This is a genomic window from Streptomyces gobitricini (assembly GCF_039532985.1).
GTDB classification, from domain to species: Bacteria; Actinomycetota; Actinomycetes; order Streptomycetales; family Streptomycetaceae; genus Streptomyces; species Streptomyces gobitricini.
The window spans coordinates 382,010-403,886 of the sequence record NZ_BAAASR010000018.1 but is presented as its reverse complement, the minus strand read 5'-3'; the positions used below and the strand labels follow the sequence as shown (position 1 = coordinate 403,886).

Below are 21,877 nucleotides of genomic sequence, written 5' to 3'. Positions count from 1 at the left end.
GGCGCCCGCCGCGCTCCTGAAGCGGACCGCCGCTCGCACGCCGTGTGCGAACCGGTTCCCGAGCGGACGGCGCGCCCGGGAACCGGCATCCGCTCGTCCGTGTCCCAGGGGGTGAAGACCCGCGGCAGGGGGGACGGAATGATGAACGCGTGGGTGGTCCCCGGTTTCACGGAGACACGAGAACTCGGCTCGGGCGCGAGCGGCCGGGTGGTGCTGGCGGTGCACGACGGGACCGGCACCCCCGTCGCGGTGAAGTACCTCAGCGACCGCCTGCGCCGGGATCCGGCGTTCGTGGGGCAGTTCCGGGCCGAGGCCCGGCTGCTCGGCGCACTGCACTCGCCGTACGTCGTCCAGCTGTACGAGTACGTGGAGGCACCCGACGGCGCCGCCATCGTGATGGAACTGGTGGACGGCATCGCCCTGCGCGCGGTGCTCGGGCAGTCGGGGCCCACCGGCCCGGAGGCCGCCCTGGCCGTGCTCAAAGGCTCGCTGCTCGGTCTGGCCGCCGCCCACCGGGCAGGGGTCGTGCACCGCGACTACAAGCCGGAGAACGTCCTGGTCGCGGCCGACGGCTCGTCCAAGCTCGTGGACTTCGGCATCGCCGCCGACCACGGGACCACACCGGGAGTGGCCGGCACACCCGCCTACATGGCCCCCGAGCAGTGGCAGGGGCGCCCCGCCTCACCGGCGGCCGACGTGTACGCGGCGACGGCCACCTTCTTCGAGTGCCTGACCGGACGCAAGCCGTTCACCGGACAGCACCTCGCCGAGCTGGCGCTCCAGCACATCGAGGCCCCCGTTCCCGAGGCCGAGGCCCCTGAGCCGGTGCGTCCGCTGATCCGCCGGGGCCTGGCGAAGCGGCCGGAGGAACGCCCGGAGGACGCCGAGGCGTTCGTGGCCGAGCTGGAGGGCGTGGCCCGCGCGGCGTACGGGCCGGACTGGGAGGAGCATGGCCAGCGCAAACTGGCGGCCCTGGCCGCGCTGCTGCCGCTGCTGTTCCCGTCGGCGGGCGGCTCGTCGGCGTCCACCACGGCCTTCGCCACGACCTCGCTGTGGTCGCCCGGGCGGAGCGGCTGGCTGGGCGCCGGCGCGGCGCTCGCAGTCGGTCTGCTCCTGGTCCTCACGCAGGCCGGGGCGACGGAGCGGGCGGGCGGTGTGGCTGCGGCCAACGCGTCGGCGACGACCAGCGCCCTCCCGCTCGCGGGTGGCCCGGTCCGTCCGGCGTCGTCCCCGCCGACGCGGTCGCCCTCGCCCTCAGACGCGCCTTCACCCTCGTCCTCGTCCTCGCCGTCCTGGTCCCCCTCGGAGCCGGGAGCTCCCTCCTCCTCGGCGTCTGCCGGTACGTCGGCCTCGCCGGCCCCCTCCTCCTCCGCGCCCCCGGTGCCCCTGCCCACCGGGCCGACCACCACAACGCCGACGGACGCCGGGCCGACCACGCCCCCGTCGACCACCGCGCCACCGTCACCGCCGCCGGCGAGCGTGAAGGCGGTGACCGTGACCTCGTTCCGTCAGACCGGCCCCACGGCGGCGCAGGTGACGCTCTCCGTCGACACCTCCGGCCCGGCGACCGTCCTGCTGGAGTGGTTCAGTGGCGACGTGCAGGGCACGCCAGGCGCGCCCGAGGGCTCCATGACCTTCCCCTCCGCCACGGCCACGACCATCCGGACCCTGACCTTCTCGGGCCAGGGCTGCTACTGGGGCGTGCGCGCCACGACCACCCCGGCGGCGGGCAACGGAGCGGCGACCCGGCAGATCCTCGTCAGGCGGTGCGAGATCCGATGAACGACGACGACTACAGCGCCACCGTCCTCGGCAGTGACTGGATCACCGGGCCGCCCACACGGACCCATGTCGCGCCCGACCGGGCCGACGGCTCCGTGCTGCGCTTCGGGCCCGGGGTCACCGCGGCCGCCGTGGCGCCGTTCCCGGTGGTCCCCGGCCCCGCGCCGGTCCCACGGCGCGCGGGCGGCCTGCGGCGGTACGCGCTCGCAGCGGCCGTTCTGGTCACCGTCCTCGGCCACCTCGCCTGGCAGCGCCACGGTCCCGGCGTCGAGGTACGGGACGTCGCCGTGACCACCGACCCGGCCGGACCGGCCTGCGACGCGGCGGCCGACGTGGTGGCCGTCGTCCGGACGAACGGGCGCCCGGGGACCCTGGCCTACCGGTGGGTCCGCAGCGACGGCACCCGCTCCGAGCGGCTGACCGAGCGGATGCCCCCGGGCCGGCACGACGCTACCCTCCACCTGCTGTGGACCTTCCGGGGCCCGGGTCACCACCCGGCCGAGGCCCGGCTGGAGCTGCTGGAACCCGCCCGTCGTACGGCGTCCGTGAGGTTCACGTACGACTGCGCGCCCTTCCGGCACACGCCCTTCCGGCACGCGCCCTAGCGGGCGCCCGGAGCCACCGGCGCGGGCGGAGGGGGCGACTCAGCCGTGGCCGGCGTCCGCCGGCCGGTCCGGGTGCTGTCCCGGCCGGGCGGGCGGGCCGGCCAAGGGGGTGGGCGAGAGGTCGGCGGGCTCCTCGCCGGGCTCGAGGAGGGTGTCGGCGGCACCGACGATCTGAGGGTCGGGCTCACCCACGGCCGCCGGGTCCTTCTTGTCGTAGTCGATCCGTGAGAGCAGGCTGCGCATCGCCTCCAGCCGGCCGCGCCGTTTGTCGTTGCTCTTGACCACCGTCCACGGCGAGTGCTCCGTGTCGGTCGCGCGGAACATCGTGACCTTGGCGGTGGTGTACGCGTCCCACAGGTCGAGGGAGGCCACATCGGTGGGTGACAGCTTCCACTGCCGCACCGGATCGACCTGACGGATCGCGAAACGGGTGCGCTGCTCGGCGCGTGACACGGAGAACCAGAACTTCACCAGCAGGATCCCGTCCTGTACGAGCATGGTCTCGAAGAGCGGGCACTGGCGCAGGAACAGCTCGTACTCCTCCTGGCTGCAGAAGCCCATGACCTTCTCCACGCCGGCCCGGTTGTACCAGGAGCGGTCGAAGAAGACGATCTCGCCGGCCGCCGGCAGGTGGGCGACGTACCGCTGGAAGTACCACTGGCCGGCTTCCCGCTCGGTCGGCTTGTCCAGGGCGACGATGCGGGCGCCACGAGGGTTGAGCCGCTCGGTGAACCGCTGGATGGTGCCGCCCTTTCCCGCCGCGTCACGCCCCTCGCAGATCACCACCAGGCGGGCTCCCGTGTCCTTCACCCAGCGTTGCAGCTTCAGCATCTCGATCTGCAGGATCCGCTTGGTCCGCTCGTACTCCGCCCGCCGGATCTTGCGGTCGTACGGGTAGTTCTCCTGCCACGTCCGGATCGGCGCGCCGGCCGAATCCAGCAGGACCGGCTGCTCCGGCCGGCTGTCGTCCACGCTCAGGCCCGCCAGGAGATCATCCGCCTGCGGTCGCTCGGGGTCCTTGTCCTCCATGTCCCACCCCTACCCGGCCCCGCCCGGATCACCGCCCCCCGCGACCGGGCGGTGCTCGTCCCGGTATCGCCCGCACCGGTGCACGGCCCGGTCGCCCGGTACGCCGACGCACCCCGCGCCCGGCGGCGGCATCGCCGGTTTCACCGTCGTGGCCGTCGCCCTCGTCCCGTTCCGTCGACGGCACGAGATGACGGGCGCGGGTAGGATGCTCCTACGCTTCGACGCAGCCGGGGCCCGTACCGCTCAGCAGGTACGGGCCCCGGCCCGTTGCGGGCGACGGATCGAGGAAGGTTTCCCCATGAACGCGAAGTCGTCAGCCACCGGGCGCCCCGCCGCCGGCAGGACCGGCCGTGACCGAGCGCCGCGGGGCGAGCTGTCGGTGCCTGTGACCGTGGTCCCGGGCCTGCCGCCCGCCGCGTCCTTCGCCGATGTGGATTTGCCGCCCGAGCTGGTGGCGACCATGACCGGCCTCTCGGTGCGGGAACCCTTCCCGATCCAGGCGGCCACCCTGCCGAACGCCCTCGCGGGCCGTGACGTCCTGGGTCGCGCGCGCACCGGCTCGGGCAAGACACTGGCCTTCGGGCTCGCGCTGCTCACCCGCACCGCGGGACGGCGCGCCGAGTCGAAGCGGCCGCTGGCGCTGGTCCTCGTACCGACCCGCGAACTCGCGCAGCAGGTGAGCGACGCCCTGGCCCCCTACGCGCAGGCACTGGGGCTGCGGCTCACGACCGTGGTCGGCGGGCTGTCGATCGGGAAGCAGGCGACGTCCGTCAAGGCCGGCGCCGAAGTCGTCGTGGCGACCCCGGGCCGGCTGGCCGACCTGGTCGCCCGGCGGGACTGCCACCTGAACCAGGTGCGGATCACGGTCCTGGACGAGGCGGACCAGATGTGCGACCTGGGGTTCCTGCCCCAGGTCTCGGAGATCCTGGACCACACGCCCGCGGAAGGGCAGCGCATGCTGTTCTCGGCCACGCTCGACCGCAACGTCGACCAGCTGGTCCGGCAGTACCTGCACGACCCGGTGTTCGCCTCCGTCGACCGCGTGGAGGGCTCGGTCACCACGATGGAGCACCATGTGCTGCACGTCCATCCGGCCGACAAGTACGCCGTCGCCACCGAGATCGCGGCCCGGGACGGGCGGGTGCTGATGTTCCTGGACACCAGGGCGGGCGTGGACCGGTTCGTCCGCCACCTGCGGGACAGCGGCGTACGGGCCGCCGCCCTGCACAGCGGGAAGTCCCAGCCGCAGCGCACGCACACCCTGGCGCAGTTCCGGGAGGGAGCGGTCACCGTGCTCGTGGCCACCGACGTCGCCGCTCGCGGAATCCACGTCGACGACCTCGACCTGGTCGTCAACGTCGACCCGCCCGGCGAACCCAAGGACTACCTCCACCGCGGCGGGCGCACGGCGCGCGCGGGGGAGTCGGGCCGCGTGGTCACGCTGGTCACTCCCGGTGAACGGCGTGACGTGAACCGCGTGATGTCGGACGCCGGGATCAGGGCCACCGCCATCCAGGTGCGGTCCGGCGAGGAGGCGCTTACCCGCATCACCGGAGCCAAGCGCCCCCCGGCGGGGAACAAGGCGAAGAACACCGGTGCCCCCTTCCAGGGCATGGGCACCCGCACGGGCCGCGCCCCGAAGGAATCCCGCAGGTCCGCCGAAGCCCGCAAGATCGCCGAGGCCCGGCGAGCCGCCCAGGCCCGCAAGGCCCGCTGACACGGGACGGCCGTCAGGCTGTACGGGTCCCCTCCCGACCGAGGACACCTGCGGTACGCGGAGCCCGCCGACGGAACCGGCCGCGGTACGCCGCCGGGCCCGGCCGGGGACCGGCGGCCACGCACGGGACCCGCCTGCCGGAACGGCCGGCTGCACGTGAGGCCCGCCGCCGTAACGGCCGGCCGTGCGCCGGATCCGCTGACGCGCCCCCGTCGCCCGCGTGCGCACCGGCAGGGGCCCGGGTGGCAGCGGACGTTGGTCCCCCGGAACCTGCCGGCGGGTTACTCGCTCCGTGGTCTCCGAGCTGGGATCACCGTGTACGAGGACGTATCCGACGACGGCACCCCGGCCTGGGGTGAACGCCGGGGACGGGGGCCGGGGGGGCCGGTTCGGGGGTCGGCGGGCGCGTGCCCTGCGGGGGATCCGTTTCCCTTCGGCGGTTCCTCCCAATGAACCGCATCTGCGATGGAGGAAGCGGCAGACAATTGCAGATGAGGCGGTATCGGGCCTAGCGTGTCGCATATGCAGTCCTACACTATTGGCCAGGCGGCGCGGCTGCTCGGCGTCAGCCCCGACACCGCGCGCCGCTGGGCGGATGCCGGCCGGGTCGCGACCCACCGCGACGAAGCGGGCCGCCGCCTCATCGACGGGCGGGACCTCGCCGCCTTCTCGATCGAGGTCGCCCAGGGCGGCCCGGGAGAGGAGGACGGTTCGTACACCACCGCCCGTAACGCTTTCCCCGGCATCGTCACCGCCGTCAAGCTCGGCGATGTCGCGGCCCAGGTCGAGATCCAGGCCGGGCCGCACCGGCTCGTCTCCCTGCTCACCCGCGAGGCCGTCGAGGAACTGGGGCTGGAAGTCGGCATGCAGGCCACCGCCCGCGTGAAGTCCACCAGCGTGCACATCGACCGCGTCTGATCCCGCGCTCCCTCGGTTCCACCGCGGCGGCGTCCCCCGTTTCCGACGCGGCCGGCTCACCCTGCTCCGGGCGCCGCTCGCCCCGCGCACCTCACCCAGGAGTCGACCTCATGTCCCGCCCCCGCACCTGCACGCGCCGCACCTGCACGCGCCGCGCCGTGACCGCCGTCCTGACCGCCGCCCTCCTGGCGCCCGTGGCCGCCTGTGCCGGCGGCGACGGGGAGAAGGGCGCCACCCGGGCGCCCAGGGGTGACGGCTCCGCCGTCCCGGAGGCGGACCTCACCGTGCTGGCCGCCGCGTCCCTCACCGACGTCTTCAGGACGGCGGGCGCCGCGTACGAGAAGTCCCGTCCAGGAACCCGGGTCACCTTCTCCTTCGCCGGCTCGCAGGAACTGATCGCCCAGGTCAGGCAGGGCGCCCCGGCCGACGTCCTGGTCACCGCCGACACGAAGAGCATGGAGGGCGTGCAGGCGGAGGTCGAAGCCCCCACCGTCATCGCGAAGAACCGGCTCGTCATCGCCACCGCCGAGGGCAACCCCAAGAACATCGCCACGCTCAAGGACCTCGGCGATCCGAAGCTCAAGGTGGTCCTGGCCGCCCCCGAGGTGCCGGCCGGAAAGTACAGCAGGAAAATCCTGGACGCCGGGAAGGTCACCGTGAATCCGGTGTCCCAGGAGCCCAGCGTCCGTGCCGTCCTCAGCAAGGTGGAACTCGGGGAGGCCGACGCGGGACTCGTCTACAGGACGGACGCCGACACCGCCGCCGGCAAGGTGGACGCCGTCACGATCCCCGACGCGCGGAACGCCGTCGCGGAGTACCCCGCCGCCGTGCTGAAGGATTCGGAGAACGCCGAGGCCGCCACCGCGTTCGTCGCCTGGCTCTCCGGTCCCGAGGCACAGAGGATCCTCAGGGGCGCGGGCTTCCAGCAGCCGTGACCCCGCCCACGCCGCACGGCGACCACTGCCCGCCGGCGAGGAGCGGGCGGCCTCCGCGCCGCGTACCACCGCCCGGGGCCCGGGCCCGAAGACCCGGGCGCCAGGGCCCCGGGCCCAGGCCCAGGACCCACGACCCGAGGAACCGACAGGACACCGATGAGACGTCTCACTCCGCGTACGCCCGTCGCCCTGGTGCTCCCCGCGCTCGCGGCCGTCGCCTTCCTGGCGCTGCCCCTCGTCGGCATCCTCGCCCGTACCTCCTGGAGCGAGCTGGGCGCACACCTGGGCACACCGGAAGCCGTCGAGGCGCTGAAGCTGTCCCTCGTCGTCTCCCTCTGGTCCCTGGGCCTGTCGCTGCTGCTGGGTGTGCCCCTGGCCTGGCTGTTGGCCCGGGTCTCCTTCCCCGGCAAGGCGCTGGTCCGGTCACTGGTACTGCTGCCCATGGTCCTGCCCCCCACCGTGGGCGGAGTCGCGCTGCTGCTCGCGTTCGGGCGCCGCGGCGTACTCGGACCGTGGCTGGAGGACTGGTTCGGCGTCACCCTGCCGTTCCACATGTCCGGCGCGGTCGTCGCCGCCACCTTCGTCGCCATGCCGTTCCTCGTCATCAGCCTGGAGGGCGCGCTCGCGGGGCTCAACCGGCGGTACGAGGAGACCGCGGCCTCCCTCGGCGCGCCGCCGTTCCGCGTCTTCCTCACGGTGACGCTGCCGATCGTCGCTCCCGGGCTCGCGGCGGGCGCCGCGCTGACCTGGGCGCGCGCCCTCGGCGAGTTCGGCGCCACCATCACCTTCGCGGGCAACCTGCCCGGCAGCACGCAGACACTGCCCCTCCAGGTCTACCTCCTCCTCCAGGAGCAACCGGAGGCCGCGACGTCCGTGTCCCTGCTCCTGCTCGCCATCGCGATGGCCGTCCTCGTCGCCCTGCGCGGCCGCTGGTCCACCGCCCCGCGCGTACACGCCCCGGCGGCCACGAGGGAACGCCCCGGCGGTGACGACAGCGCCGCCCCACGACCGCCGGATCCGGCGCCGGACACCCCCGCCCCCGCGGACTCCGGCCGCTGGGCCCTGCACGCCGAGGTCACCGGCTTCGCCGACGTGGTCCTGGACGTCCCCGCCGGCACCACCGTCGCCGTCGTCGGCCCCAACGGCGCCGGCAAGACGACCCTGTTGCGCGCGCTGCTGGCCCTGACCGACCGTGCCCACGCCCGGCTGAGGCTCGGCGACACCGACGTCACGGGCCTCCCGCCCCACCGGCGCGGTGTCGCCTGGGTCCCGCAGGACGGCGCCCTGTTCCCGCACCTGACCGCACTCGCCAACACCGCCTACGGGCTGCGTGCCCGCGGCGTACCCAGGGAGGAGGCGCGGGCGGCCGCCCAGCGGTGGCTGGACCGCCTCGGCGTCGGCCACCTCGCCCACCGTCGCCCCGCCCAGTTGTCCGGCGGCCAGGCCCAGCGCGTCGCCCTGGCCCGCGCGCTCGCCGCCCGCCCCCGGCTGCTGCTCCTGGACGAACCGCTCGCGGCCCTCGACCAGACCACCCGCGCCCACGTCCGCCACACCTTGCGCCGCCACCTCGACGGCTTCGGCGGCGTCTGCCTGATCGTCACCCACGACCCGGTGGAGGCCGTCTCGCTCGCCGACCGCGTCCTCGTCCTGGAGGGCGGCCGGGCGCTTCAGGACGCCTCCCCGGCCGAGGTGACCCGGCACCCGCGCTCCCCCTGGGTCGCTCGCATGCTCGGGCGCAACGCCTGGCCCGGCACCGCCACCGCCGACGGCCTCGCGCCCTCGGGCGGCGTCACGACCGTCGTCGCCGCCGAACCGCTCCCCGAGGGCACCGACGCTCTCGCGATCATCGCCCCCGAGGCGGTGTCCCTCCACCGGGACAGGCCCACCGGCAGCCCGCGCAACGCCTGGCCCGGCACCGTACGGGAGATCACGGCCGTGGGCAGCCGGATGCGAGTCCTCGTCACCTCCGACGAGGCCCCGGACCTCGTCGCCGAGATCACCCCGGCGGCAGCGGCAGACCTCGGCCTGGCCGACGGCACACCGGTGTTCACCGGCGTCAAGGCGACCGAGGTCGCCCTCGTACCGCGCTAGAGCGGGTGACGCCGGCCCGCGGTCCGGACCGCGGGCCTGCCGCGCCGGCGCCCCGGCGCCGGAACTGGATGCTCCTCGACCGCGTCCTTGTCCGGTATGGACAGGGTCGCGCATGCGGGGACACCGGCTTCCGGACGTCGCCGTCACCACGGGAACGGCACGGACGCGGGCGGGCGGCGGGGCCGGGTGCCGGCCGTGCTCGCCGTGTCGGCCGCCTGCCTGCTGGCCTTCCCCGGCGCGGTGCCCAACGCGGTCGGACGGCTCGGCAGCCTCCTGGAGACGTTCCTGCCCTGGCTGGGCCTGCTCATCCCGGTCCTGCTGGTCGTCGCCCGGGTGCGCCGCTCCGCCACCGCGCTGCTGGCGCTGCTGCCACTCGCCGGTGTGTGGCTGGCCCAGTTCGGTGCAGCCCTGACGGCCGGCGGCGCACCGGCGTACGACATCACCGTCGTCCAGCACAACGTCAGCGACGAGAACGGGGACCCGGAAGGCACCGCACGCGTCCTGAGGGACGCCCGGCCCCAGCTGATCGCCCTCCAGGAGCTCACCCCGTCCGCGCTTCCCGCCTACAGGGCGGCGCTCGCACCCGGTTACCCGCATCACGCGGTGCACGGCACGGTCGGGCTGTGGTCGGCGTACCCGCTGCGCGACGTCCGGCCGCTGGACATCCGGCCACCGGGGTTCGGAGCGGACTGGAACCGCGGGCTGCGCGCGACGGCGGTGACGCCGTACGGGGAGGCGGCCGTGCACGTCGTCCACCTGCCCTCCGTACGCATCGGTCCGACGGCCGGGTTCGCTTCCGGCCCCCGGGACGCGAGCGCCGCGCTGCTCGGCGAGGCGATCGCCGCCGAGACACTCGGCACGGTGATCCTGCTCGGCGACCTCAACAGCACGGTCGACGACCGGGGTCTCGCCCCCGTCACCTCGCGTCTGCGCCCCGCCCCGGCGTCGTTCGCCTTCAGCTGGCCGGCCGCGCTGCCGTTGGCGCGGATCGACCAGGTCCTGGCTCGTACCGCGACGGTCGTCGACATCCGGCCCCTGCCCACCACGGGCAGCGACCACCTGCCCGTCGCCGCTCGCGTCCGCATGTGAGACCGGGAAGGCGGCACCCGCCCGGCACGGCAGGTTCCACGGCAGGTCCTCTTGTCGTCGGCTGCGGCCGCGCGGGCCGTCCCGGCCCGGTGGCCCGGCCGGGGTCCGGCGGGCGTCGGCTCACCACTTCGGCCACGACCGGTGTCCGAGCCCGCCCGGGGCACGGCCGGTGCGCGGGACCGGACCGGTGTGCCGTGGCGGACACCGCTGCCCGGCGACGACGAGGGGAGGTGGTGATGCCGGAGACGGTGGGCCCGAAGCCGGAGCCGGACGGGACCAGCCGTACGTACGGGACGGGGACGTCGCCGTCCACGCGTACCGCCGACGGACGCGTGCGTGGGGTTCCGGCCCGGGCGGCCGGGGCGTACGAACCGCCGCGCCGGACCTGACCGCTCGCCGCGAGGCGGTCGGTCCGGGACGAGGCTGCCGCTCCGGGCGCGCTCCAGCTCGAAGAAGCCGGCGTGCCCGAAGAGGGCCCGCGACGCGTCGGGAAAGGCCTTGCGCCGACCACATGTGATCAACCACTGTGCCGAGCAGGCCGAAGATCAGTCGGCGCCACCCTGACCGGAAGGACTCGCATGACCGGCGAGCGCCCCGCGCTGTACGAGATGTTCGACGACCGGTTCCGTACCGGCCGGTGCATGAACGGTGACAACGCCCTGGAAGTCCTCCACACCGGCTGCCGCTGGGCCGAGGGGCCCGTCTACCTGCCGGCCTGGCGGCAGGTGATCTGGAGCGACATCCCCAACGACCGGATGCTGCGCTGGGACGAGGAGACCGGCGCCGTCGGTGTCTTCCGCCGCTCCGCCGGGCACACCAACGGCAACACCCTCGACCGGCAGGGCCGGCTGGTCACCTGCGAGCAGGGCAACCGCCGGGTGACACGCACCGAACACGACGGCACGGTCACGGTGCTGGCCGATCGCTGGCAGGGCAGGCGTCTGAACAGCCCGAACGACGCCGCGGTCATGTCGGACGGGTCGATCTGGTTCTCCGACCCGGACTTCGGCATCACCAGCGACTACGAGGGCCACCGCGCCCCGAGCGAGATCGGCTCCAACAACGTCTACCGGGTCGACCCCGCCACCGGCGAAGTGCGGCTGGTCGCCGACTGCTTCCGAGCGCCCAACGGCCTCGTCTTCTCGGCCGACGAGCGGCGGCTGTTCGTCTCCGACACCGGTGCGGGCCAGATCCGGGTGTTCGACGTACGCGACGACGGCACGCTGTCGGACGGCGAGGTCTTCGCCGAGGCCGCCGCTCGCGGGAACGCCCGCTTCGACAACATCCGCTTCGACGACGGCGGCCGGCTCTGGGTGGCGGCGATGGACGACGGGGTCCACTGCTACGACCCGGACGGCACGCTGATCGGGCGGCTCGACGTCCCCGAGACGGTCGCCAACATCGCCTGGGGCGGCGCCAAGCGCAACCGTCTCTTCATCACCGCGGGCACCAGCCTGTACTCGCTGGTCATGGGCGTCACGGGCACCCACCCCACCGGACCGGGGCGCCGGCCCCGGACGGATCCGGAGCCCCGGTGACCACCGGGCCGGCCGGGTCCCTGCTGCGCGGCTGGCAGGGGCTGGTCGAGGAGGTCGAGGCAGGGTACGCCTGGTGTGCTCCGGCGTCCGTCCATGACCGCCGGTGCCGGGGCGAGTTGGCGCGCGTGGTGCCGCGGCTCACGGAGGAGGAGGCGGCGGCGGCGCTCCGCCCCCGGCCCCACGCCCTGGACGAGCGCTTCCGTGCCGCCACGATCCCCTGGCCCCGGCCCGGTCGCGGGACGGCCGATGGGCCGTGGTGGCGGCACCGGGTACCGCGGATCCTGGAAGCGGACCCGGGCGAGCGGTACCGGGACGGCCGGCCGCTCGGCTGGGACATGTTGCCCCACCCCAAACCGGGCTCCGTCCCCGTCCGCTGACCACCTGCAGGGGCGGGCGTCCACGTCCACCGGTGCGGCGGAGTGCCCGTGTGGCCGGGTGCGCGTGCGGCGGGGCGCCGCGCCCGCGTCACGCGCGCGGCTCGTGCGACGCCGCCCGGAGACATCCGCCCGCTCTCCTCCCGGCGGCCTTCACCGGCCCCCGCCTCCGGTCCCGTCCCGCTCGTGAGCGACGCGATCACGAGGAGAAGGCCGGACTCTTCTACGTCGACAAGTCCGTCGGCGGAATCGCCGACGACACCCTCGCCCGGCTGACGACCTTCCCCCGGGTCCTGATCAGTTCCCACCAGGGGTACTTCACGCGTACCGCGGTGGGCCAGATCGTGGACGCCACCGTGCGGAACATCGACGACTACCTGGCCGGACGCGTGAACGAGAACACCCTGGTGAGCCCGTCGGCCGGGGACCGCTGACCCGGTCCGCACCAGGTACCGGGCCACTTGGCCACCGAGCGGCCGTTTGCGCCGGGCCACCGGACCGCGTGGCACAGAACCGCAAGCCACAGAACCGCGGGCCACCGGACCGCAGGGCGCAGGGCGCAGAACCACTGGTCGCAGAACGACTGGTCGCGGAACCACCGAGCACCTGAGCCGCCGTGCGGCCGGGGCCGAGGTCGCCGCGCGCCCCGTCCCGGACGAACAACACGGGACAACACGCACCGGCCTCACCGGCGCCGCCACGAGGTGCGTCCGGGTGCGGCGGCCCCGACTCGGGCCGGACCCGCGGCCCGGTCGTTCGGCGCGCGCCCCTCCCCGCCGCGCCCCTGGACAGGGCCCCCGCGCGATGGCGATACCGGGTGAGCACCGGCGTCGACAACGTGCAGCGCGACCATTCGTACGACGCCGGCGCCTCCGCGTTCCAGGACGACGTCTCGTGCCGGGGCGGCAGCGGGCCGGACGGCAAGGCGGCCGGCGACGCCGACGGTTCGAACCCGGTCCGGCCCGGCGCGAAACGGATCCCGGTGCTCCTCGTACACCGGCGCCCTGGGCCGGGTCTGCCGCCGACGGCGTCTCGTCGTCACCGTGGCGGCAAGCCGGTGACGCCGCACGCCTTTGGGGCCGGCTGTGGCGTGAACAGGGCGGTGGGGGCGGTCGCGTGGAGATTTCTCCACAGGGGTAGGCCCGGGCGGCCGTCCTGCTGTACGGTCCGTCCGACAGCTTGCTTACATCTTGTCTAACAAGGAAACGCCGCTCGAACCGAGGAGCCCCAGCATGGCAAGCAGCACCGCCCGGCCGGAGAACCAGACCGGGCCGCACGCCCAGGACGTCGCCCGCCGCCTGCTCGACTCGTCCGCGACGCTCTCGTACGACCCGGCCACCGAGGTCGACTGGGAGACGCCCCTGGACAAGGACTTCCACGGCGCCAGCCCCGAGTGGAGCACCCTCTACGGCACCGCCTACTGGCGGGAGATGACCGACGCCCAGCGCAAGGAGCTGACGCGGCAGGAGGCCGCGTCGGTGGCCAGCACCGGCATATGGTTCGAGATGATCCTCCAGCAGATGGTGCTGCGCGACATCTACGCCAAGGACCCGACCGAGCCCCGGTTCCAGTGGGCGCTGACCGAGATCGCCGACGAGTGCCGGCACTCGATCATGTTCGCCCGGGGCGCCGAGAAGCTCGGGGCGCCCGCGTACCGTCCGCGCCGGACAGCCGTCGAACTGGGCAGGGCCTTCAAGACGATCGCGTTCGGGGAGGCCGCGTACGCCGCCATCCTCGTGGCCGAGGAAGTCCTCGACGTCATGCAGCGCGACTGGATGAGGGACGAGCGGGTCGTCCCGTTCGTACGCACCATCAACAACATCCATGTCGTCGAGGAGTCACGGCACATGAAGTTCGCCCGCGAGGAGACGCGCAGGCGCCTCGCGCGGGCCGGCTGGCTGCGCCGCCAGATCCACGCCGTCGTCATCGCGATCGCGTCCTACGTCATCGTCACCAGCATGGTGAACAAGGACGTGTACGAGAACGCCGGACTCGACCGGGAGCGCGCCGTCCGCGAGGCCGGGGCCAACGAGCACCACAAGTCCCTGATGCGGTCGAGCTGCGCCGGACTGATGGAGTTCCTGGCGTCCGCCCGCCTGCTCACCCGGCCGGCCCTGGCGTTCTACAAGCGCGCCCACCTGATCTGATCCGACCCGGACCGAGCCGACGACATGACCTACGCCATCACCCAGACCTGCTGCGCCGACGCCACCTGTGTCGCCGTGTGCCCCGTCAACTGCATCCACCCCGCGCCGGACGAGCCGGAGTTCGGCACCACGGACATGCTGTACATCGATCCGCGGTCCTGCATCGACTGCGGTGCCTGTGCCGACGCCTGCCCGGTGGACGCGGTCTTCCCGGTCGACGGCCTGCCCGAGCCGCAGCAGGAGTTCGCCGGGATCAACGCGGCGTACTTCCGCGACGCCGACGATCAGCCCCGAACCGCCGACGACGGACCGAACTTCCACGCCTGGGGCGAGCCGCGGTTCGAGCGCGGCCTGCCCGCCGACTTCGCCCCGATCCGGGTCGCGGTCGTCGGCACCGGTCCGGCCGGCATGTACGCCGCAGAGGACCTGCTGCTGCACACCAACGCCGAGGTGACCTTGATCGACCGGCTTCCGGTGGCCGGCGGCCTCGTACGGTACGGCGTCGCCCCGGACCATCCCGGGACCAAGAGGATCGGTGACACCTTCGCGCGGTTCCACTCCCACCCCCGCGTGCGGATGGGCCTCGGCCTCGAAGTGGGCCGGGACATCACCGCCGAGGAACTCGCCGCCCACCACCACGCGGTGGTGTACGCGGTGGGCGCCTCCGCGGACCGCCGCCTCGGCATCCCGGGGGAGGACCTGCCGGGCAGCGTCCCCGCCACCACGTTCGTCTCCTGGTACAACGCCCACCCGGACGTTCCGGCGGACGCGGTCGAACCCTCCGGTGAGCGGGTGGTCGTCGTCGGGAACGGCAACGTCGCCCTGGACATCGCGCGGATCCTCGTCTCGGACGCCGACGCGCTGGCCGGTACCGACATCGCCGACCACGCGCTGGCGGCGCTGCGTGCGGCGCAGGTGCGCGAGGTGGTGCTGCTCGGGCGCCGAGGCCCCGGGGACGCCGCGTACACGCGCTCCGAACTGCGCGCCCTGCGCCATCTGGACGGAGTGGAACTGGTCGTCGACGACCACGACCCCCGCGTCGGTGAGGCGGTCGACGCGGCCGGACCGACGGACAAGGCCGCGCTCCTGAGGGGCCTCACCCGTACACCGGTCGACTGGTCGTGCCCGCCGGCCCCGGGTCGCCGCATCGTGTTCCGCTTCCACTCCGCGCCCGTGGAGGTCCTCGGCGAAGGCGCGGTCCGCGCCGTTCGGGTCACGGAACGGTCCGAGGAGCGGTCGATACCGGCCGGGATGGTGCTGCGAGCGGTCGGCCACCGCGGCGTACCGCTCGCCGGGCTGCCCTTCGACGAGGCCACCGGGACCGTTCCGCACGAGGCGGGCCGGGTGGCGGACCGGCCGGGCACGTACGTCGTGGGATGGATCAAGCGCGGTCCCTCGGGCGGCATCGGGACCAACCGCACCTGTGCGGCCGAGACGGTGGGAACGCTGCTCGCCGACGCCGTGGCCGGCGTTCTGCCCGAGCCGGCGCACCCGGCGAAGGCCTTCCAGCGGCTGCTCCGGCGCCGGGGCGGTGGGGCCGTCGACGCCCGGGGGCTGGCCGCGATCGACCGGGCCGAGCTCGCCCGGGGCCGCCGCGACGGACGGCCGCGGGTCAAACTGGCCACCGTGGAGGAGCTGCGGGCGACGGCGCGGCGCGCCCGCTGGGGGCTGCTGCCCTGACCGCCCCGCCGTCATGAGGCGGGCCCACCCGGAGCGCCCGAGCGGGGTCCACCCGAGGTCGCCCGCCGCCACCCCGAACCGGCGAGGCCGGCCGAGGCGGGCGGGACGGTATGCGCGGTACGCGCGCGACATGCGGGACGGCCGGGGAGGTACGGACGGGGACCGTGCGGGCGGACGGCACCGCCCATCCCGCCAGGGCGAGCGAGCCGGGCAGGGCGACCGGACGTACGGGCGAGCCGGGCAGGGCGGCCGGGGTCACGTTCGCGGGGTGTGTGCCGCGCATGGCGCGGGTGGCCGGGTGCGGCGACGGCGCGTTCCGCGCACCATGCGCCCGGCGCCTACCAGGACGGCCGGCCGGTCGCCCCGGGGCCGTACCAGTCCAGGCACAGGACCGTGGCGTCGTCCGGCAACCGGTCCTGGCACGCCGCCCGCACGGAACCCACCAGGGTGGCGACCGCCTCACGCGGGTGGTGGGGGCGGGTGTCGCGGATCAGGGCGGCCAGGTCCACCCCGGCCGCCGCACGGTCCTGCATGCCGTCCGTGAGCAGGATCAGCCGGTCACCGGGGCGCAGGTCCAGGTGCTGCACCCGGTACGGCCGCGGCGAGGGCACACCGAACGGGAGGTTGACCGACAGGGCCAGCTCCTCCACCGTTCCGTCACGGAGCAGGAAGGGGCGCGGGTGACCGGCGTTCACCAGCTGGACGCCGCCGCTTTCGAGGCCGACGCGGAGCAACTGGCCGGTGGCGATGCCGGAGGCGTGCTCGACCAGCGCCCGGTGCGCGCGGTCGGCCTGCTCCACGATGTCGCAGCCCGCCCGCCGGGCACCCCGCAGCGCGCCCACCAGAAGGGTGGCGAGCAGGGCGGACTCGGTGTCGTGCCCCATGGCGTCGGTGATGGACAGGTGCAGTGTCTCGCGGTCCAGCGCGTAGTCGTAGGTGTCCCCGCCGATGTCGTCGGCCGGTACCAGCCCGCCGGCCAGCGAGAACTGCTCCGCATCACAACACGAGGCGGACGGCAGCAGGTTGTGCTGGATCTCCGCCGCCAGGCTGGTGGGCGTCGTACGCCGGCCACAGTGGTAGAGGTCGGTGAACCGCCGGTCGGTGACGATGATGTACGCCAGCGCCCGGGCCGCCTCGTGGACCTGCCGCAACACCGTCTCGTCGGTGTCGGGCAGCGTCATCTCCAGCACGCCGACGCAGTCGCCCCTGTTGGTGACCGGTGCGACGACCCGCCTGGCCTCGCCGTCCGGCTCCACGTGCAGGCGTTGTGACAGCAGGACCTTCTCGTACACACTGCCCCGCAGGACGATGCGTGTGATGCCCTCCTCCTCGGCCTCCACACCGTCGGCGATGGCCAGCCGCACCAGCGTCTCACCGATCAGGTCGGCGAACAGGAACGAGACGCACACCGCGTGGAAGCGCTTCTGCAGATGACGGGCCACCACGTCGACCGACTCCACCGGCGAGGCGCTCGCCGCTTCGGCCAGAACGTCCCCGAGTCTCAAGTCCTCACCATCCACCGCGGCCTCCCTTCGATGCCGCCTCTTCTTCCCCCCGCCGCGCTGTTCTCACCTAGAAGTCCATGGCCCCGACCGACTCTCACCCCTGAGCCTGAAGGTCACCACCCGAGCCGAAGGCAGTGGGCGCGGCCCGCCGGGAGCCCGCGCACGGCGGCACGTCGCCGCGGCGCCGGGCGTTGTGCGACCGGCTCGGGCAGCGCTGGGAGGGGATGCCGGGCGCGGTGATCGGATCCCGCGCCGGTGAGGCGCTCGGGCGCTTCACCCGCGGCGGCCCCACGCCGGTGACCGGGCCGCTCCCCGGAGGCCGGGCGGACGTCATCCGCCGGGTCCGGCCGTCGGCGGGGAGTGGATGGTCAGCCGGGTCCGGCCGTCGGCGGGGAGTGGATGGTCAGCCGGGTCCGGCCGTCGGTGGGAAGTGGATGATCAGCAGGGCGCGGTCGTCGGGCATGTCGGTGTCGGGCTGCTGATGGAGGAGCAGATCGCACGTGCCCCGGGCGTCGAGGCCGACGGCCGTGGACGCCGTCCTGGCGAGGCGGTCCAGCCCGATGTCGAGGCTTTCGCCCCGGCGTTCGATGAGGCCATCGGTGTAGAACACGAGCGTCGAGCCGGGCGGGAGGGTGATCTCGGCCTGCGGGTAGCGGGTGAAGGGCACCGGGCCGAGCGGAGGAGCGAGCGCCGCCCGCAGGTACTCGGTGGTGCCGTCGCCGTGGATCAGCAGGGGCGGCGGGTGCCCCGCCCGTGTGTAGCGCAGGGTCCTGGTGCCGCGGTGGTAGGTGGCGTAGCAGGCGGTGGCCATCAGCCCTTCGTGGTACGTCCCCAGGAAGTCGTTGAGCTCCGCCATCACCGTCGGCAAGTGGTCGCTGTGCCGGCGGGAGATGCTGCGGAGCACCGTGTTGATCTGGGCCATGGCCGTGGCCTGGGCGATGCCGTGGCCGGCGACGTCACCGATGGTGAAGCCGACGGTGTCCTGGTCGAGCGGGTGGACGTCGTACCAGTCGCCGCCCACGTCCACCATGTGCGTGCCGGGGGCGTAGCCGCTGGCGATGTCCAGGCCGGAGACCTCCGGCAGGCGCGGCAGCAGGCTGCGCTGGAGCCGTACCGCCAGGCCGTGTTCGTGCTCGAACAGGCCGGCGCGGCGCACGGCCTGGGCGATCTGCTGGGCGATGGCGGTGGTGTGGTCGGCGTCCGGTGCCGCGCCGGGCGCGTAGCTCACCACGAGGCTGCCGAGGACGACGCCTTCCGCTTCGAGCGGTACGCGGCGATCGGTCTCCGGCAGCGGCGCGCCGGAGGAGGGACCGTGGAACAGATCGAGATCGGTCCAGGAATCGGTCGTGACGGGGAGTGTGTCGGTGGGGGAGAGCGAGGGCACGATGCGGCGCGGGTGCAGCTCGAGGGTCACCCCCACCGCGTCGAGGGCCTGCGGAGCGCACTTGTGCACCGCCTCGCACACATCCGTGAGGTCGGCGCTCGCGGCCAGCGCGGCCGTGAGCCGGTACAGGCGCTGCATCCTGGCGCGCGCCTCGGTCTCGGCGCGCAGCAGCTTGTCGCGCTGCTCGGCCATCGCCCGGCGGTATGCCATCTGCTGGTTCATCAGGCTGACCCGCTGGCTGAGGGCCACGAAGCGGTCGCTCACGTCGAGACGGGCCAAGTGGAGCTGTACGGCCGACTCGGGGCCCCGCCACCAGGTGGCACGGGCACCGTGGCACCGCAGGCGCACCGGACGGCCCTCCCCGTCGCGTACGGTCATCACGCCGGGGAGCGGTGAGCCGCTGCGCGTCCACTGCTTCAGCCGTTGCGCCACCTCGTCGGTGTCGAGCACCAGGTCGAGCAGGTCCGCACCCGGGACGAGGGTGTCCACCGTCCGGCGCGTCGCCGGGCTGACCGCAAGGAGCCTGCCGGAGGTGGTGCACACCACGACCGAGTGGGGCAGGAGCTTCACCACGGCGCGGAACGACGCCAGGTCCATCTCAATCCCCTGCCGGGAGGGCGGCGGCGCCGGTGCTGCCCGTGGCATGCCGGTCGCCGAAGTACTCGCGGCCGGGTTCGTCGTCCACGTCGAGGTCGGGGGTGAGGTGTACGACGACCCGGCAGCCCGAGTGGCCGCGGGCGATCGTCTCCTCCAGTTCGACACGGGCGTAGCCGAGGTTCTGGGCGGCGATGGTGCCGAAGACGTTCGACGTCATCATGCACATCGAGTCCCGTCCCAGCACCTTCTCGGCGAACGGGCAGCTGCGGCTGCCCAGCACGATCTTCTCGTCGTCCTGGGAGATGAGGTAGAAGTCCCCCTTGATGCGCTGTTTCAGGTCGACCAGGACGTCCGCGACCTGCTCTCTGCCGAGACGCGGCAGACCGAGGGCCGCGGTGTACGACTCGTTGAGCTGCGAGCCGACCGACTGGCCGACCAGGCTGATGTAGCCGGACGCCTCCTCCAGCCCGACCACGGACTCCAGGGAGGTCGCGAGCTCCCGGATGAGAGCGCGCATGAACACATCGCGGTCCAGGCCCACGTCCGCTTCCTTCGCCGGCTTCACGGCCGCTCCCTTCCAGGTGGTGGAGCACCGTGCCTCAGCCGGCGCCTGCGGCATCAGCAAGGCGCGACGCCCCGACCGACCCCAGACCGAGGATAGAGCGCTCCACGCCGGCTGCTGAACCCTGGCCGCGGCACCCCCCCCGATCGGGGAACGGACGAGGCGGGCCGCCACCGCCCGGTCAGCCGCGCGCGCCGAACACCTGGGTCCACCACGGTCCGCCGGGCCCCTCGTGGGCGCCGACACCCATCTCCTTGAACGAGCAGTTGAGGATGTTGGCACGGTGACCCGGGCTGTTCATCCAGGAGTCCATGACCGAGGCGGGGGTCCGCTGCCCGCGGGCTATGTTCTCTCCGTACGTCGACCACTGGTACCCGGCGGCGGTGATCCTGTCGCCGGGGCCCTTGCCGTCGGGGCTGGTGTGGTCGAAGTAGTCGCGTGCGGCCATGTCCTCGGAGTGGCGCAGCGCCGCCGTGTCCAGCGTGCCGTTCCCGCTCACCGGGCCGCACCCGTTCTCCGCCCGCTCCGAGTTGACCAGCGCGGTCACCTGCTGTGCGAACGAGCCGGACGGGGCCTGTGTGCGCTCGGGCCGCGGGGTGGTCCGCACCCGAGAGGGGGACGGCTCCTGGGGCGGCTTCGGCGCCGTACGGCTGGGCTTCGGCGTGGGGGAGGCCTTCTTGGTGGCCGACGCCGAGGGGGAGGGGCTCGCGGAGGCGGACGGTGACGCCGAGGCCGACGGGGCCGGGGTCGGCCGGGCGGACGTGGCCGATGGTACGAGCGGGGCGCGGGAGGGCTCGGCCGCGGTCTGGGTACGGACCTCCCGGGCGCCCTCGTCGGGCCCCAGGAACTGCAGCCCGGCCACCCCGCCGCCGGCCACCAGCAGTGCCGCCGCGGCGGCGGCGCGGCGCTGCCTGCGGCGCCGGGCGTGACGTTCCTGCAGTCGGCCGGCCGGGACGGACCCGCCCGGCCTCCCCGCTCCGGCGAGGCCGAACGTGTCCCCGGCGGCGGGCGGCAGCCCCGCGCCCGCTCCGAGGAGCGCGGCTCCCACGGGCACCAGGCCGAGACCGACCAGCAGCCCTTCGGCGGGGACCAGCCCCGCGCCGTGACCCGAGCAGACCGTGCACGCGCGTGCGTGCCGGGCGATCCGCTTGCGCCACAGCGCCGACGGCAGCCCGTCCCATCCGGCCAGCGCGTCGTCGAGCAGCACACAGCGGGGGACCGCCGAAAGCGCCCGGACGACGATCCGCGCGGTCTCCAGCTGCGCCTTCACCCGCTGGACGCGCACGGCGGTGTGCTGGGGCGTGAGTTCCAGGGCGTCGGCCACCTCGGTCCGGCTGAGTTCGCCGGCGGCCTCCAGCCACCACAGCGACAGCAGGTCCCGGTCGCCGTCGTCGAGCCAGCGGGTGGCCTCGGCGACCTCGCGCCGCTGTCCGGAGAGGCTGAGCCGCAGGATCGTGAGGTCCACGAAGTCGGCGCCCGGATCGGCCGGGTCGGTTCCGTCGTACGGGGCGTCCGCGACCGCCGGGTCGAACCGGTGGTCGCGTATCCGGTTCATGGTGATCGCCACGAGCCACGACCGGAACCGCCGCGGGTCCCGCAGCGAACCGAGGCCGGCGAGCGCGCGGATCATCGTCTCCTGGACGACGTCGTCCACGTCCGCGTGCCCGCTCAGGGCCCGCCCGACGATGTTGTACACCAGCGGCAGGTACGCCGAGACCAGTTCGTCCTGTGCCCGCTGGTCCCCGGCCTGCGCCGCCTTGACCAGCCGTACCTCGTCTGTCTGGCTCACCTCTCGGCTCCTTTCTCCCCCGGGCGGCGATCCGCCCGACACCTGGGAGACCGGCCGAAGGGCCGGCGATAACGAAAACAGGGCGAAGAACGACGGGAACTCCGGGCACCGGTGTCTCCAGGGGCCGCGGCCTCC

The 21,877-nt window shown here is 74.0% G+C and carries 16 protein-coding genes and 1 pseudogene; 12 read left to right on the top strand and 5 right to left on the bottom strand.

The window, feature by feature from the left end; all coding sequences use genetic code 11:
• Positions 1-141: 141 nt before the first annotated feature.
• Entirely contained in the window at positions 142-1,782 is a 1,641-nt protein-coding gene (locus ABD347_RS17165) for a serine/threonine-protein kinase (protein WP_344362409.1), read from the top strand.
• Positions 1,779-2,387, top strand: a complete 609-nt coding sequence (locus ABD347_RS17160; RefSeq protein WP_344362008.1) for a hypothetical protein — start codon at positions 1,779-1,781, stop codon at positions 2,385-2,387. The genes ABD347_RS17165 and ABD347_RS17160 overlap by 4 nt, the downstream gene beginning before the upstream one ends.
• A 39-nt stretch (positions 2,388-2,426) precedes the next feature.
• Here ABD347_RS17160 and ppk2 read toward each other — a convergent pair whose 3' ends face one another.
• A complete protein-coding gene (gene ppk2, locus ABD347_RS17155) occupies positions 2,427-3,416 on the bottom strand; it encodes a polyphosphate kinase 2 (protein ID WP_344362006.1) in 990 nt (329 codons plus the stop codon).
• A gap of 298 nt (positions 3,417-3,714) precedes the next feature.
• Here ppk2 and ABD347_RS17150 point away from each other — a divergent pair, with 298 nt between their 5' ends.
• The 10 genes and pseudogenes from ABD347_RS17150 (at position 3,715) to ABD347_RS17105 (ending at position 15,905) form a co-directional block, all read left to right on the top strand.
• Complete coding sequence (locus ABD347_RS17150; protein ID WP_344362004.1) at positions 3,715-5,133, top strand: DEAD/DEAH box helicase; 1,419 nt, start codon at positions 3,715-3,717, stop codon at positions 5,131-5,133.
• Between the two features lie 522 nt (positions 5,134-5,655).
• Positions 5,656-6,051, top strand: coding sequence for a TOBE domain-containing protein (locus ABD347_RS17145; RefSeq protein ID WP_344362001.1), 396 nt, complete (start codon positions 5,656-5,658; stop codon positions 6,049-6,051).
• 110 nt (positions 6,052-6,161) lie between these two features.
• Positions 6,162-6,986, top strand: coding sequence for a molybdate ABC transporter substrate-binding protein (gene modA, locus ABD347_RS17140; RefSeq protein ID WP_344361999.1), 825 nt, complete (start codon positions 6,162-6,164; stop codon positions 6,984-6,986).
• A 156-nt stretch (positions 6,987-7,142) separates the two neighbouring features.
• Entirely contained in the window at positions 7,143-9,077 is a 1,935-nt protein-coding gene (locus tag ABD347_RS17135; protein ID WP_344361997.1) for an ABC transporter permease, read from the top strand.
• Between the two features lie 186 nt (positions 9,078-9,263).
• Complete coding sequence (locus tag ABD347_RS17130) at positions 9,264-10,166, top strand: endonuclease/exonuclease/phosphatase family protein (protein WP_425575686.1); 903 nt, start codon at positions 9,264-9,266, stop codon at positions 10,164-10,166.
• 578 nt (positions 10,167-10,744) lie between these two features.
• Entirely contained in the window at positions 10,745-11,704 is a 960-nt protein-coding gene (locus ABD347_RS17125) for an SMP-30/gluconolactonase/LRE family protein (RefSeq protein WP_344361993.1), read from the top strand.
• Positions 11,701-12,081, top strand: a complete 381-nt coding sequence (locus ABD347_RS17120; RefSeq protein WP_344361992.1) for a hypothetical protein — start codon at positions 11,701-11,703, stop codon at positions 12,079-12,081. Before ABD347_RS17125 ends, ABD347_RS17120 begins: the two co-directional genes overlap by 4 nt.
• 197 nt (positions 12,082-12,278) lie before the next feature.
• Positions 12,279-12,512: pseudogene (locus tag ABD347_RS17115) on the top strand (2-hydroxyacid dehydrogenase); the annotation flags it as partial.
• Positions 12,513-13,310: 798 nt separating this feature from the next.
• On the top strand, positions 13,311-14,225 hold the full coding sequence (locus ABD347_RS17110; RefSeq protein WP_344361989.1) for an AurF N-oxygenase family protein: 915 nt from the start codon (positions 13,311-13,313) through the stop codon (positions 14,223-14,225).
• Positions 14,226-14,249: 24 nt separating this feature from the next.
• Positions 14,250-15,905, top strand: coding sequence for an FAD-dependent oxidoreductase (locus tag ABD347_RS17105; RefSeq protein ID WP_344361986.1), 1,656 nt, complete (start codon positions 14,250-14,252; stop codon positions 15,903-15,905).
• 338 nt (positions 15,906-16,243) lie between these two features.
• On the opposite strand, the gene ABD347_RS17100 is transcribed toward ABD347_RS17105, so the two are convergent.
• The 4 genes from ABD347_RS17100 to ABD347_RS17085 form a co-directional block, all read right to left on the bottom strand.
• Positions 16,244-17,425, bottom strand: coding sequence for a PP2C family protein-serine/threonine phosphatase (locus tag ABD347_RS17100; protein ID WP_344361984.1), 1,182 nt, complete (start codon positions 17,423-17,425; stop codon positions 16,244-16,246).
• A 388-nt stretch (positions 17,426-17,813) separates the two neighbouring features.
• Positions 17,814-19,391, bottom strand: a complete 1,578-nt coding sequence (locus ABD347_RS17095; RefSeq protein WP_344361982.1) for a PP2C family protein-serine/threonine phosphatase — start codon at positions 19,389-19,391, stop codon at positions 17,814-17,816.
• Between the two features lies 1 nt (position 19,392).
• A complete protein-coding gene (locus ABD347_RS17090) occupies positions 19,393-19,956 on the bottom strand; it encodes a methanogen output domain 1-containing protein (protein WP_344361979.1) in 564 nt (187 codons plus the stop codon).
• Between the two features lie 178 nt (positions 19,957-20,134).
• Positions 20,135-21,742, bottom strand: a complete 1,608-nt coding sequence (locus tag ABD347_RS17085; RefSeq protein WP_344361977.1) for a sigma-70 family RNA polymerase sigma factor — start codon at positions 21,740-21,742, stop codon at positions 20,135-20,137.
• Between the last annotated feature and the right edge of the window lie 135 nt (positions 21,743-21,877).